This window comes from Caulobacter sp. X (genome assembly GCF_002742635.1).
Classification (GTDB): Bacteria; Pseudomonadota; Alphaproteobacteria; order Caulobacterales; family Caulobacteraceae; genus Caulobacter.
In genome coordinates this window covers 1,473,837-1,486,113 of the sequence record NZ_PEGF01000001.1, presented here as the reverse complement: position 1 = coordinate 1,486,113, position 12,277 = coordinate 1,473,837, and the positions used below count along the sequence as shown (strand labels likewise).

Below are 12,277 nucleotides of genomic sequence, written 5' to 3'. Positions count from 1 at the left end.
GCTTACGCCTCAGCTTTGCGGCGGATTTTGGGGCGCGCCCTACTGCCCGCCGCCGCTCTTCAGCGAGTCCCACGTCCGGCCGCTCCCCGCCTGGCCCAGCGCGGCGCGCAGATAGGCCAGGTTGTTGGCGACTTGCTCGGGCGGGAGATCGGCGCGGGCCAGCTTCTCGGCTTCGGGCAGGCGGCCTTGCAGGCCGACGACCAAAGCCAGGTTCTGGCGGGCCTGGATCCCGGCCGAGGGCAGGGCGACGGCGCGGCGCAACTGGGCCTCGGCGCCGACGAGATCCCCGCGCGCGGCCAGGTGCATCGCGTAGTTGGTCAGCGGCGCGGCCTCGTTCGGCGCCAGCGCCAGGGCCTGGCGGTGGGCGGCCTCGGCCTCGTCGTCGCGCTGCGCCTGCTCATAGGCCACGGCCAGCAGGGTCAGCGGACGCCAGTCCCGGGGCGACAGGCTGGCGGCCTTGCGGGCCGGTTCGATGGCGTAGAAGCCCTGGCCGCGGGCGATGTGGGCGCGGGCCAGCTCCAGCAGAAGGGGGACGTCGTCCGGACGGGCGACCAGCGCCTTGGCCGCGACCTCGGCGGCTTCGTCATTGCGGCCAAGGCCTCGCAGCGCCTGGGCCAGGCCCGCGCCCGCCTCGGCGTCGGCCGCGTTGGCCTGGAGCTCCGCGCCCCAGAACGCCGCGCGCGCCAGCGGATCCAGCCGGCCGGCCTCCGCGCGCTGTTGGGCGTCGGCCGCCAGGGCCGCGCCGCTCGCGCAAAGGCTCGCCAGCGCCAGGGCGGCGGGGGCGAGAACGGTTGCGAGGCGCGCGCGCTTGCGACACATGAAGGAGGCGTCTCCGGAAAAGAGCCCGGCCATGATCGGCCAGGCCCTTAAAGGAAGCGTTAAGCATAATTTTCGAAGAGGCCGCCGATGTCCGACGCGACGCATCCGATCCTCACCCAGGCCGAAGCTGGAACCATCCCGGTCCATCCGCTGGCGGAGGGCGAGGTCGAGGCCTTCCTGGCCCGCAAACGCGGCCCGGTGCGGACGTTCGCGGCCGCCAACAAGTTCACCGGCAAGCTGGGTCAGGTCCTGGCCGTCCCCGGCGCCAGCGGCGCGGTCGAGCAGGTGCTGCTCGGTCTGGGAAGCGGCCGCGTCGATCCGTCGCTGCTGCGCACCCTGGCCGGCAAGCTGCCCGCCGGGGACTACGCCCTCTCCAAGCTGCCCAAGGGCCTGGACGCCGAACAGGCGGCCCTGGCCTTCGCGCTCGGGACCTATCGCTTCGACCGCTACAAGAAGCACGGCGAGCCGATCGCCCGCCTCGTCGCGCCCAAGGGCGTCGACGCCGCCGCCGTCACCGCCATGGCCCACGCCTGCGCCCTGGCCCGCGACATGGTCAACACCCCGGCCAACGACATGGGGCCGCTGCAGATCGAGACCATCGCCGGCGAGATCGCCCAGAAGTACGGCGCGACCCTGTCGGTCGTGCGGGGCGATGATCTCCTGAAGGAGAACTACCCGGCCGTCCACGCGGTGGGCCGCGCCGCCGTGGCCTCGCGCGCGCCGCGCATGATCGAGGTGACCTGGGGCGACGCCTCGCACCCGGTCCTGGCGCTGGTGGGTAAGGGCGTGGTGTTCGACACCGGCGGCCTCGACATCAAGCCCTCGGCCGGCATGCGGCTGATGAAGAAGGACATGGGCGGCGCCGCCCACGCCCTGGCGCTGGGCCGAATGGTCATGGAAGCCAATCTGCCGGTGCGCCTCGTCATCCTCACCCCGGTCGTGGAGAACGCCATCGCCGGCGACGCCATGCGGCCGGGCGACGTGCTGGCCACCCGCGCGGGGCTCTCGGTCGAGGTTGGCAACACCGACGCCGAAGGCCGCTTGATCCTGGCCGACGCCCTGACCCGCGCCGCCGAGCTGAAGCCCGCCCTGACTCTGGACTTCGCCACCCTGACCGGCGCGGCGCGGATCGCCATGGGCCCGTTCGTGATCCCGTTCTGGACCCCCGACGACAAGCTGGCCGGCCAGATCGAGGCGGCCTCGAAGGCGGTCGCCGATCCGCTGTGGCGCCTGCCGCTGACCGAGGCCTATCGCGACGCCCTCGACAGCGACATCGCCGACCTGAAGAACGACCCCGACGGCTGGGCCCAGGCGGGCGCCACCACGGCCGCCCTGTTCCTGCAGCGGTTCGCGCCGTCAGGGGAGGAGGTCGGGCCGTGGGCGCACTTCGACGTCTTCGCCTGGAACCCCAAGAGCCGGCCCGGCTATCCGGTCGGGGCCGAGGTCCAGGCCATCCGCGCCGCCTTCGCCATGCTGCGCGCGCGGTTCGCCCGATGAGCTCCGGTGATCGCCGCCTGACGCTGCTGCGCGACGGCCTTGCTGACCGCCGCCTGGAAGGCCTGGTCGCGGCCGACCGCTTCGCCGACGTCACGCCGATGCAGGTCAGCGCCCCGGTCGCCGGCCTGCGCAAGGCGCCCTCGGCCGACGCCGAGCAGGAAGACCAACTGCTGTTCGGCGAAGCCTTCGACGTGTTGTTCGAGACCGGCGAGTTCGCCTTCGGCCAGGCCCGCCGCGACCGCTATGTCGGCTATGTGCCGATCGAGGCGCTGTCGGCGCCGGTGCTGACGCCCGAGCATCGCGTCTCGGCCCTGCGGACCTACGCCTTCGCCGAGCCGGACATCAAGTCGGCCATCGTCGGCCTCTACAGCCTGAACGCCCTGGTCACGGTCCAGGCGCGGGAGGGGCGCTTCGTGAAGGGCGCGCGAACCGGCTGGTTCGTCGAGCATCACCTGGCCCCGATCGGCCGCTTCGAGACCGACTATGTCGCCGTGGCCGAGCGGTTCCTGGGCGCGCCCTACCAGTGGGGCGGCCGCGAGAGCCTGGGCCTGGACTGCTCGGGCCTGATCCAGCAGGCGCTCTACGCCTGCGGTCGCGCCTGTCCGCGCGACACCGACCTGCAGCGCGGCTTCTTCCCGGAGATCGCCGAGGGCGACCGCCGGCGCGGCGATCTCGTGTTCTGGAAGGGGCACGTGGCGATCCTGCTCGATCCGGACACCATCCTGCACGCCAACGCCCACCACATGGCCGTGGCGATCGAGCCGCTGGCCGAGGCGATCGCCCGGATCGAAGCCGCTGGCGTCGGCGCGCCGCTGGGCTATAGACGCGCCGCATGAGCCAACCCGAAGTTCTCGCGCTGAGCCCCGGCCCCGCCAATGTCCTGGAGGGCTCGGCGCCCGACCGCGTGATCGAGACGGTCTCGCGCGGCGAGCTGTGGGCCTATCGCGTCGCCGCGCCCAAGGGGCGGGTGCTGGTCTGCCCCGGCGGCGGCTATCTGCGGCTGATGATCGACAGCGAGGGGAGCGAGATCGCCGCCTGGCTGAACGGCCTGGGCTACGACGCCTATGTGCTGGCCCACCGGCTGCCCGGCGCGCCCAGCGAAGAGGGCGTCTGGCCGTTCGACATCGCCCTGACCGACGGCCTGGCGGCCCTGGCGGCGATCCCGCGCGACCTGCCGCGGTTCGTGTTGGGCTTGTCGTCGGGCGGCCACCTGGCGGGCGTCCTGGCCTGCCAGCCGGACGTGGATCTGGCCGGCGTGCTGATCGCCTATGCGCCGATCAACGCCAATCACCGGGCCTACAAGGCGCCCGCCGGCAAGCCTGACTATCCGCCGCCCCAGAAGCAGGCCTTCTACGACGCCTGGCCGATCGGGATTTCAGGCGAGCCTCACGGCCTGCCGCGCTGCCCGACCTTCCTGGCCTACGCCCTGACGGACCAGGCCGTGCCGGTCGAGCATGCGATGAACCTGATCCTGACCGCCCGCGACGCGGGGCTCGACCTGGACGCCCACGTGTTCGGAACCGCGCCGCACGGCTTTAGTCTGCGCCAGTTGGACGGGACCCAGGCCGCCTGGCCTGGGCTCGCCGCCGACTGGATGGCGCGGAAGGCGGGGCTCTAGCCGCCTATTTCGCCGGCCACTGCGCCAGCCAGTCGACGATCGACTGCGGCGTCATGTGGCGAGCGTCGGTCAGGGCGAAGAACGAGCCGTCATTGACCAGCTTGCCCTTGGTGTCGACGACCAGGAAGCTCGGCACGCCCTTCAGCTTGTCGACGCCGTAGCGGGCCGGAATCTGCATGTTCTTGTCGTAGCGGCCGACATTGATCGCCACGACCTCGAAGTTCTTGTCGACCCACGGCTTGATGTCGGGCTGTTCGATGATCCCGGCGAAGACCCGGCAGTCGCCGCACCAGTTGCCGCCCAGATCGATCAGGACGAGCTTCTTGTGCTTCTTGGCCGCCTTGATCGCGGCGGCCAGGTCGGCCTCGGCGTCGGCCTGCTCATTGTAGGGATAGGGCAGGGGCGTCGGCAGGTCGGCGATCGATTTGAGGGCCGGGGTCGGCGCCTTGGTCGAGGCGAGCGCCAGGCTCGGGACGGCTGACAGGGCGATCAGGCTGGCGACGGCCAGGGCGCGAAGCTGCATCGGGTGGGACTTTCTGACAGACCAACGGTCTGCAATCCCTAGCTGGGCCATAGAAAAAGGGCCGCGAAGAAAACTTCGCGGCCCTTTCAGATTCAGTGATCGCGCGACCTGTTGATCGCGAAGCGATCAGGCCTTGGGCGCGGCCGGAGCAGCGGCGGCCGGAGCGGCCGGGGCGGCGCCAGCGGCGGGAGCCGGAGCAGCGCCCGCGGCCGGGGCGGCGGCGCCGTCGGCCGGAGCCGCGCCAGCCGCCGGAGCTGCGGCGGCGGCCGCCGGACGCGGCGGCGGAACCGGCAGCTTCGAACCCAGGCTGTGCAGGTAGGCGATGACCGCGATGCGGTCTTCCGGCTTCTTCAGACCCACGAAGGTCATGTTGGTGCCGGGGACGTCCTTACCCGGGGCCTTCAGGAAGGTGTACAGGGCGTCGTAGTCCCACACCGGCGTCTTGCCGGCGAAGTCCTTCATCGCGCCCGAATAGTTGAAGCCCGGGTGCGCGGCCGGCTTGCGGCCCACCACGTCCCACAGGCCGGGGCCGGTGGCGTTGGCGTTCGACGCGTCCAGCTTGTGGCAGGCGGCGCACTTGGCCGAGACGGCCTGGCCCGCGGCCACGTTGGCCGGCGTCAGCACGGCGTTCCAATCGGGCGGGGTGTCTTCGGCCGCCGCGGCGCCGCCGGCGCCTTCTTCCTGGACCGCGATCTCGTAGCCGGCCTTCTCGACTTCAGTCCTCTTGAAGACGATGTCCGACGCTTCCCGCAGACCGAAAATAACGAGGCCGGTCAGCAGCACGCCGCCAGCGATCTTGTTGAACGTCAGGTCGCTCATCTCAGCCTTGTCAGCCTCTTGCCAGCCCGCCAAGGGCGGGCTCGGATTCCCCGACGCGCGAGAGGCCGCAAGCGAGTCCCCGACGCGCGTCATGTTGCGCTCGCGTCTCTTACACGCTACCGCCCCTCGCGCAACCGGGCAGCAAAGATTTGACGCCATGAACCCTATCGTCCTGATCCCCGCGCGGATGGCGGCGACCCGTCTTCCGGGCAAGCCTCTGGCCGATATCGGCGGGCTGCCGATGATCGTCCGGGTGCTGAACCAGGCCCGCGATGCGGCGATTGGTCCCGTGGCCGTGGCGGCGGGCGATCCCGAAATCGTCGAGGCGGTTCAAAAGGCTGGCGGGACGGCGGTTCTGACCGATCCAGACCTGCCGTCCGGCTCGGACCGGATTCTGGCGGCGCTGGCCGAACTCGATCCGGGGTTCTCGCACGACGTGGTGATCAATCTGCAGGGCGACATGCCGTTCGTCGATCCGGCCGTCCTGTCCGATTGCGCGCGAATACTTAAGGAGTTTGGCGACGCCGATATCGCCACCGTCGTGGCGCCCGAAGCCTCGCCCGCCGACCGGTCGAACCCAGACGTCGTCAAGGCCGTGCTGACCATGGAGGAGGACGGCCAAAGCGGCCGCGCGCTCTATTTCACCCGCTCGACGCTCTATGGCGACGGCCCCGTCTGGCGCCATATCGGCATCTACGGCTATCGCCGCGAGGCGCTGGAGGCCTTCAACGCCGCCGCGCCCTCAGCCTTGGAAAAGCGCGAGAAACTGGAGCAGCTGCGCGCCATGGAGCTGGGCCTGACCATCCGCGCGGCGGTGGCCAAGACCGCCCCGATCTCCGTCGACAACCCTTCCGACCTCGAAGCGGCCCGCAAGCAGGCCGAGGAAACCCAATGAGCATCCTCAAGAAGATCGCCTTCCAGGGCGAGCCCGGCGCCAACAGCCACGAGGCGTGCCGGACCTATTTCCCGGACTATGAGGCCTATCCGTGCAAGACGTTCGAGGAGGCGTTCGAGGCGATCAAGACGGGCGTCGCGGCGCTAGGCATGATCCCGATCGAGAACTCGATCGCCGGTCGGGTCGCCGACGTCCATCACCTGCTGCCGGCCTCGGGCCTGAAGATCATCGGCGAACGCTTCAAGCCGATCCGCTTCCAGCTGATGGCCAACAAGGGCGTCAAGCTGGCCGACATCAAGACCGTGGCCTCGATGCCGATCGCGCTCAGCCAGTGCCGCAACAGCCTCAGGAAGCTGGGCGTCGCCACCGAGGCGGCCGGCGACACCGCCGGCGCGGCCAAGGACCTGGCGGCCAAGCCCGACCCGACGCGCGGCGCCGTCGCCCCGGCCCTGGCGGCCGAGATCTACGGCCTGGACATCCTGGCCCGCGACATCGAGGACGAGCGTCACAACACCACGCGCTTCCTGGTGATGACGGCCGACGCCAATCCGCCGGCGCCGGAGTTCACCCACCGCTGCGTGACCAGCTTCGTGTTCCGCGTCCGCAACCTGCCCGCCGCCCTCTACAAGGCGCTGGGCGGCTTCGCGACCAACGGCGTCAACATGACCAAGCTGGAAAGCTACATGGAGGGCGGCAACTTCACGGCCACCTTCTTCTACGCCGAGGTCGACGGCCGGCCGGAGGACCGCTCCCTGGCGCTGGCGCTGGACGAGCTGAAGTTCTTCTCGGAGAAGTTCGAGATCCTGGGGGTGTATCCGGCCGATCCGTTCCGGGATCGGGGGGCTTAGGGCTTAGCGCCCCCTCCGTCACGATGCTGCGCATCGCGCCACCTCCCCCGCTTCGCGGGTGAGGAGGGTGTCATCCTCCCTCGTAGCGAAGCGTACGGGGGAGGTGGCCCGAAGGGCCGGAGGGGGCGTCGATCCAGAGCTCCCCAAACGTCACCATTCCCCGTAACGGCGTTCTCTGATCTTCTCCCTCTCGCATAACAACATCCCGGGGAGGGAGCCCATGCAGAGTTCGATGATCGCGCCAGTGATGGCGCTGGTGGCCTGGTCTTTGGTGATCTGGGTCTGGATGTATATCCAGCGGATTCCGGCCATGCAGAAGGCCGGTATCAAGCCGCAGGACGCGCGGTTTCCGGGATCGCTGGACAAGCTGCCCGACGCCGCGCGCCAGGCGGCCGACAACTACAATCACCTGATGGAGCAGCCGACGATCTTCTACGCGGCGGCTCTGGCGATCCAGGTCGCGGGCCACGCCGACGGCATGGCCGTCCGCCTGGCCTGGGTCTATGTCGGCCTGCGCGTGCTGCACAGCCTGGTCCAGGTCAGCATCAACCTGGTGGCCATCCGCTTCTTGGTGTTCGCCGCCTCGACGGGCGTGCTGGCGGGGATGGTGATCCGGGAGTTGATGCGGATTTTCTGAGCGAGAAGTTTCTCCCCCGCATCGCGGGGGAGCATCCGCTTTTTCACGCCGCGTCCAGGCCGATATCCAGCACCGGCGCCGAGTGCGTCAGCGCCCCGACGCTGATCACGTCGACGCCGGCCTCGGCGATGGCCCGCACGGTCGTCAGGTTCACCCCGCCCGAGGCCTCCAGCACCGCGCGGCCCTTGGCGAGGCGCACCGCGGTCTTCAGGTCGTCGAGGCTGAAATTGTCCAGCATCACCACGTCAGGCCCATGCTTCAGGGCCTCTTCCAGTTGGTCGAGGCCGTCGACCTCGACCTCGACCTTCACCAGGTGGCCGGCGTGGGCGCGGGCGCGGCGGACGGCCTCGCCGACCCCGCCGCAGGCGGCGACGTGGTTGTCTTTGATCAGAATGGCGTCATCCAGGCCGAAGCGGTGGTTGACCCCGCCGCCGCAGCGGACAGCGTACTTCTCCAGCGCGCGCAGGCCGGGCGTGGTCTTGCGGGTGTCGACGATCGTCGCCCCCGTGCCCTCGACCAGGCGGACGTAAGCCCGGGTCAGGGTGGCGATGCCCGACAGGCGTCCCAGCAGGTTCAGACCCGTGCGCTCGGCGGCCAGCACGGCGCGGGCGTTCCCCTCGGCGCGGGCCAGGATCGCGCCCGGCGCGGCGTCGGCGCCGTCGGGCGTCACGACCTCGAAGGTCGCCGTCGGGTCGAGGGCGGCCAGGGACAGGCGGGCGCAGGAAAGCCCCGAAACCCTCCCATCCTGCCGGCTGGCCCAGACGACCGACAGGCGCGCGTCCGGATCGATGCAGGCCTGGCCGGTGATGTCGCCGGCGCGGCCCAGGTCCTCGGCCAGGGCGTGGTCGACGATCGGGCGGACGAGGATGTCGTCCAGGGGGATGATGCTCATTCGGCGGCGTAGCGGACGGCGGCGTCCGCGCTCTCCAGGGTCACGAAGGTGCGGACCGGCTCGGCGGTCGCCGGGAAATCGACGCGGTAGTGGCCGCCCCGGCTTTCCTGGCGGGCTAGGGCCGCCTCGACGATCAGGCGCGCGGCCACGACCGTGGGGCAGGGCCCGTAGGCCGGCTCCAGCGCCTCGATCTGCGCCAGCAGGCGGGTCAGGCCGGCGGCGTCGCGGATCACCCCGGCGTCGCGGCTCATGGCCTTGCGCAGGGTTTGCAGCGCGGCCTCGGGCAGGTCGGGCAGGGGCTCCAGGCTGACCGGTTCGCCGGCCAAATTTCCCGTATAGGGCTGGCCTTCGGCCGCCGCCGCGCGGCCGGCGCGGGCGCCGAACACGGCGGCTTCCAGCAGGCTGTTGGAGGCCAGGCGGTTGGCGCCCTGCACGCCCGTCGAGGCGCACTCTCCGGCGGCGTAGAGGCCCGGCAGGCTGGCGCGGCCGTCGAGGTCGGTGGCGACCCCGCCCATGTGATAGTGCACGGCCGGGACGACCGGGATCATCTCGCGGCGCGGATCGACGCCAGCGCTCTGGCAAGCCTCGAACACCGCCGGAAACTCGTGCGGGAAGTGGGCGCCGACGGCTTGCGTCGCGTCCAGGAAGGCGCCGCGACCCGCCGCGCGCTCGGCGTGGATGGCGCGGGCGACGACGTCGCGCGGCGCCAGCTCCTTGGCCGGATGATAGTCAGCCATGAAGGCGCGGCCGTCCTCGTCTTTGCTTAGGGGCGCATTGCGCAGGATCGCGCCTTCGCCGCGCAGGGCCTCGGTGGCCAGGGGCGCGGGGTCGCGGCCGATGTCGATCGCGGTCGGGTGGAACTGGACGAACTCCGGATCGGCGATCGTCGCGCCGGCCAGGGCGGCAAGTCCCAGACCCTCGCCGCGCACTTCGGCCGGCGTAGTGGTCACGGCGTAGAGGCCGCCGACGCCGCCGGTCGCCAGGATCACCGCCGTGGACCGGATCTCGACCAGCGCCCCGTCGATCTCGGCGAGCACGCCGACGACACGGCCGGTGGCGTCCTGTAGCAGCCGACGGGCGCGAGCGTGCTCGCGGATCTCGATCGAGGGCGTGGCGCGGACCGTGGCGATCACCGCGGCCATGATCGCCGCCCCCGCCCCGTCGCCGCCCACGCGGGCGACGCGGGCCTTGGCGTGGGCCGCCTCGAGGCTGAGGACGAAGCTGCTGTCGGGCTTGCGATCGAACGGCGCGCCAAGAGCGGCCAGGTCGCGGACGGCTTGCGGGCCCTCGCGGGTCAGCAGGTCGACGGCTTTCGGATCGCAGAGGCCAGCCCCGGCGGCGATGGTGTCGGCGGCGTGCAGTTCCGGCGAGTCCTCGCCGGAGAGGGCGGCGGCCATGCCGCCTTGCGCCCAGGCGCTGGAGCAGCCGGTCGCCAGCGGTGTTGGCGACAGGACCAAGGCCATCTTCGCCGCGAGGGCCGCCGAGAGACCAGCCAGACCGGCGCCGAGGACGACGGGGCCGTCGAAGGTGATGCGTTGGATCATGGCAATGAGATCCCGAAGTCACGGAGGCGCTTGTGCGCAGCTGATCGGGCTTCCGCGGAAAAACGGTCAGGGTGTTCCGCAATGATGTATTCAAACACTAAGTGTGGCAGACTGTAATCGACAAGAATGGTGAAGCCGTCACTTGGCTTCGGCTTAAGCGCCATTGACTCCATTGTCGCCACCACGCCGTCCTTGGCGACCTTCTGCCGAGTACGAGATAGACGCGTCGTTTTTCCGTTTTGCTCGCTCTTTATCTGCTCGGCGGCATGCACCGCTTTCCAAAATTTCTGGACAAGAACGTCATCTAGAAGGTCTTCGGACCCGCCATTCGGCAAAATAGCGCAAAGCCGTGCGAAGGCTTGCGCATACAGAGTCTCGTCACCCAAGCGCCTTGCGTTAGCCATGAGGTTACGCAGTTTTTCGGCATCCAGCTTTTCAAGATCGAGTGGCATTTTTGCTTTCACCTGGCGAGCTGCGCGCGGGGCTGGGTTTCAATCGCTAGATCAGCTCGACGTCCACATGGTGGCGCGCCTTGACCAGGTCGTACCGCGCCGGAACGACCGGCGGCGGCAGATCGATCATCCGCTGCACGGCCAGGCGCGCGCGGTCGAGGATGTCGGCGTCCACCGTCACCTCGTACTGCTCGTGGACGAGCGAGTCATAGATGTTCTGCAGGGTGATCCGCTTCATGTGCGGGCACATGTTGCACGGGCCGATGAACTGGGTCGCCGGGCTTTCGGCCTGGACGTTGCTGGCCATCGAGCACTCGGTGATCAGCACGACCTGGGCCGGCTTCTTGGCCGCCACATAGTCATTCATCGCCGCCGTCGAGCCGGCGAAGTCGGCGGCTTCCAGGATCTCGGCCGGGCACTCGGGGTGGGCCAGGACTTCCGCGCCCGGCCAGGCCGCGCGCATGTCGGCGATGTCCTGGGCGGTGAAGCGCTTGTGGACCTCGCAATGACCGGCCCAGGCGATGATCTTGACGTCGGTCTGGCGGGCGACGTTGCGGGCCAGGAACTCGTCGGGGATCAGGATGACCTTGTCGGTCCCCCACTCCTTGGCCGCCCATTCGACCACCTGCACGGCGTTGGCGCTGGTGCAGCAGATGTCGGTCTCGGCCTTCACGTCGGCGGTGGTGTTGACGTAGGTGACCACCGGCACGCCCGGATAGCGCTGCTTGATCAGCCGCACGTCGGCGCCGGTGATCGAGGAGGCGAGGCTGCAGCCGGCCTTCAGGTCGGGGATCAGGATCTTCTTCTGGGGCGACAGGACCTTGCTGGTCTCGGCCATGAAGTGCACGCCGGCCTGGACGATGATCTGGGCGTCGCTCTTGGCGGCTTCCTTGGCCAGCGCCAGGCTGTCGCCCACGAAGTCGCCCACGCCGTGGAAGATGTCCGGCGTCATGTAGTTGTGGGCCAGGATCGCGGCGTTTTTCTCGCGCTTGAGGCGGTTGATCTCGGCGATCAGCGGCGCCTGCGTCCGCCATTCCAGCGGCGTGACGTGGTGCTTGACCTTCTCCCAGATCGGCGCGGTCTGCGCCTCGACCTGCGCGGTGAACTCCCCCTTGAACGCGTGGGGGGCGGCGAACCCGTCGGCCATCTGATCCTCCGTTATGCTCAAAGTGAGCATTTCCAGGGCCTCAAAAAACGCCGGGCGTCGTTTCCGTCGCTCCGACGTCGGGGTTATGCTGAAACTGAGCATAACTGACGCGTCACATATAGCGCTTAAAGCGCCAAATGCAAACCGCGCCGCGAGGCGCCTTGCCTTCACCCCGGCGGGCTTTGCCGGGTTTTCGCCTTATTCGGCTCTGCGGTTGCGTCGCCTCCAGTAGGCTTGAGATATGAATCTTACATATCGGCAATGAGCAGGAAAAAATCCGCCACTGGCTTAGATGCGTAAAAGCTTAATTTCTGCAACGTTGCGTACAGTTTTAAATGTACATTTTGTATTACGCTCATTCCTTATCGATTGCCGGAAAAATATGCAGCCATAGTTTCGAATCTAAACTTGGTGGTCAATTACAGATATTAGAATAATTCATAAAAGTAACAGCGTTACATGTGTGTAATGATGTGGCTTTAATGCGACAGTCTTTTTAGAGTCTATTTTGTGACAGCAATGTTCGTTGACCTGACACGGAATGGCTTCGTAGCTCCCTGACTTCGAACTCGAGAGGGGTTCGGAG

At 68.9% G+C, this 12,277-nt stretch carries 13 protein-coding genes; 6 read left to right on the top strand and 7 right to left on the bottom strand.

The annotated features are described in order from the left end of the window. Window positions 1-39: 39 nt before the first annotated feature. On the bottom strand, window positions 40-819 hold the full coding sequence (locus CSW60_RS06840; protein ID WP_201722980.1) for a tetratricopeptide repeat protein: 780 nt from the start codon (window positions 817-819) through the stop codon (window positions 40-42). Between the two features lie 87 nt (window positions 820-906). Here CSW60_RS06840 and CSW60_RS06835 point away from each other — a divergent pair, with 87 nt between their 5' ends. Genes CSW60_RS06835 through CSW60_RS06825 form a run of 3 tightly spaced genes read left to right on the top strand, consistent with a single transcriptional unit; the run spans window position 907 to window position 3,934 of the window. Next, on the top strand, window positions 907-2,316 hold the full coding sequence (locus tag CSW60_RS06835) for a M17 family metallopeptidase (protein WP_099536513.1): 1,410 nt from the start codon (window positions 907-909) through the stop codon (window positions 2,314-2,316). After that, window positions 2,313-3,152, top strand: coding sequence for an NlpC/P60 family protein (locus CSW60_RS06830; RefSeq protein ID WP_099536512.1), 840 nt, complete (start codon window positions 2,313-2,315; stop codon window positions 3,150-3,152). The genes CSW60_RS06835 and CSW60_RS06830 overlap by 4 nt, the downstream gene beginning before the upstream one ends. After that, the gene (locus tag CSW60_RS06825; RefSeq protein WP_099536511.1) at window positions 3,149-3,934 is read left to right on the top strand and encodes an alpha/beta hydrolase; all 786 of its coding nucleotides are present in this window, start codon (window positions 3,149-3,151) and stop codon (window positions 3,932-3,934) included. Before CSW60_RS06830 ends, CSW60_RS06825 begins: the two co-directional genes overlap by 4 nt. A 4-nt stretch (window positions 3,935-3,938) precedes the next feature. On the opposite strand, the gene CSW60_RS06820 is transcribed toward CSW60_RS06825, so the two are convergent. After that, window positions 3,939-4,457, bottom strand: a complete 519-nt coding sequence (locus tag CSW60_RS06820; RefSeq protein WP_099536510.1) for a co-chaperone YbbN — start codon at window positions 4,455-4,457, stop codon at window positions 3,939-3,941. A 126-nt stretch (window positions 4,458-4,583) separates the two neighbouring features. Then, the gene (locus CSW60_RS06815; RefSeq protein ID WP_099537582.1) at window positions 4,584-5,276 is read right to left on the bottom strand and encodes a cytochrome c family protein; all 693 of its coding nucleotides are present in this window, start codon (window positions 5,274-5,276) and stop codon (window positions 4,584-4,586) included. A 157-nt stretch (window positions 5,277-5,433) separates the two neighbouring features. Here CSW60_RS06815 and CSW60_RS06810 point away from each other — a divergent pair, with 157 nt between their 5' ends. The 3 genes from CSW60_RS06810 to CSW60_RS06800 all read left to right on the top strand — a co-directional run bounded on the left by CSW60_RS06810 (window position 5,434) and on the right by CSW60_RS06800 (window position 7,656). Continuing rightward, on the top strand, window positions 5,434-6,171 hold the full coding sequence (locus CSW60_RS06810; protein ID WP_099536509.1) for a 3-deoxy-manno-octulosonate cytidylyltransferase: 738 nt from the start codon (window positions 5,434-5,436) through the stop codon (window positions 6,169-6,171). Next, entirely contained in the window at window positions 6,168-7,019 is an 852-nt protein-coding gene (locus tag CSW60_RS06805; protein ID WP_099536508.1) for a prephenate dehydratase, read from the top strand. Before CSW60_RS06810 ends, CSW60_RS06805 begins: the two co-directional genes overlap by 4 nt. A gap of 220 nt (window positions 7,020-7,239) precedes the next feature. Beyond that, on the top strand, window positions 7,240-7,656 hold the full coding sequence (locus CSW60_RS06800) for an MAPEG family protein (RefSeq protein ID WP_099536507.1): 417 nt from the start codon (window positions 7,240-7,242) through the stop codon (window positions 7,654-7,656). Window positions 7,657-7,699: 43 nt separating this feature from the next. Here the strand turns inward: CSW60_RS06800 and nadC are convergent, their stop codons facing one another. From nadC to nadA, 4 genes are read right to left on the bottom strand one after another with little or no spacing between them, the layout of a single operon-like run. Further along, a complete protein-coding gene (nadC, locus tag CSW60_RS06795; protein WP_099536506.1) occupies window positions 7,700-8,548 on the bottom strand; it encodes a carboxylating nicotinate-nucleotide diphosphorylase in 849 nt (282 codons plus the stop codon). Further along, window positions 8,545-10,092 carry an L-aspartate oxidase gene (locus CSW60_RS06790; RefSeq protein ID WP_099536505.1) on the bottom strand — a complete coding sequence of 516 codons (1,548 nt, stop codon included), beginning with the start codon at window positions 10,090-10,092 and terminating at the stop codon, window positions 8,545-8,547. The genes nadC and CSW60_RS06790 overlap by 4 nt, the downstream gene beginning before the upstream one ends. Continuing rightward, window positions 10,089-10,544: a hypothetical protein gene (locus CSW60_RS23055; protein ID WP_143324130.1), complete on the bottom strand. Its 456-nt coding sequence runs from the start codon at window positions 10,542-10,544 to the stop codon at window positions 10,089-10,091. Before CSW60_RS23055 ends, CSW60_RS06790 begins: the two co-directional genes overlap by 4 nt. Window positions 10,545-10,590: 46 nt before the next feature. Continuing rightward, window positions 10,591-11,691 (bottom strand): quinolinate synthase NadA, encoded by a 1,101-nt coding sequence (gene nadA / locus CSW60_RS06785; protein ID WP_201722979.1) that lies wholly within the window; start codon window positions 11,689-11,691, stop codon window positions 10,591-10,593. Window positions 11,692-12,277 lie beyond the last annotated feature (586 nt).

Bases quoted from the DNA above. Each gene is read 5' to 3' on its own strand.
- CSW60_RS06840 (WP_201722980.1), bottom strand. From the start codon at position 819: ATGTGTCGCAAGCGCGCGCGCCTCGCAACCGTTCTCGCCCCCGCCGCC.
- CSW60_RS06835 (WP_099536513.1), top strand. From the start codon at position 907: ATGTCCGACGCGACGCATCCGATCCTCACCCAGGCCGAAGCTGGAACC.
- CSW60_RS06830 (WP_099536512.1), top strand. From the start codon at position 2,313: ATGAGCTCCGGTGATCGCCGCCTGACGCTGCTGCGCGACGGCCTTGCT.
- CSW60_RS06825 (WP_099536511.1), top strand. From the start codon at position 3,149: ATGAGCCAACCCGAAGTTCTCGCGCTGAGCCCCGGCCCCGCCAATGTC.
- CSW60_RS06820 (WP_099536510.1), bottom strand. From the start codon at position 4,457: ATGCAGCTTCGCGCCCTGGCCGTCGCCAGCCTGATCGCCCTGTCAGCC.
- CSW60_RS06815 (WP_099537582.1), bottom strand. From the start codon at position 5,276: ATGAGCGACCTGACGTTCAACAAGATCGCTGGCGGCGTGCTGCTGACC.
- CSW60_RS06810 (WP_099536509.1), top strand. From the start codon at position 5,434: ATGAACCCTATCGTCCTGATCCCCGCGCGGATGGCGGCGACCCGTCTT.
- CSW60_RS06805 (WP_099536508.1), top strand. From the start codon at position 6,168: ATGAGCATCCTCAAGAAGATCGCCTTCCAGGGCGAGCCCGGCGCCAAC.
- CSW60_RS06800 (WP_099536507.1), top strand. From the start codon at position 7,240: ATGCAGAGTTCGATGATCGCGCCAGTGATGGCGCTGGTGGCCTGGTCT.
- nadC (WP_099536506.1), bottom strand. From the start codon at position 8,548: ATGAGCATCATCCCCCTGGACGACATCCTCGTCCGCCCGATCGTCGAC.
- CSW60_RS06790 (WP_099536505.1), bottom strand. From the start codon at position 10,092: ATGATCCAACGCATCACCTTCGACGGCCCCGTCGTCCTCGGCGCCGGT.
- CSW60_RS23055 (WP_143324130.1), bottom strand. From the start codon at position 10,544: ATGCCACTCGATCTTGAAAAGCTGGATGCCGAAAAACTGCGTAACCTC.
- nadA (WP_201722979.1), bottom strand. From the start codon at position 11,691: ATGGCCGACGGGTTCGCCGCCCCCCACGCGTTCAAGGGGGAGTTCACC.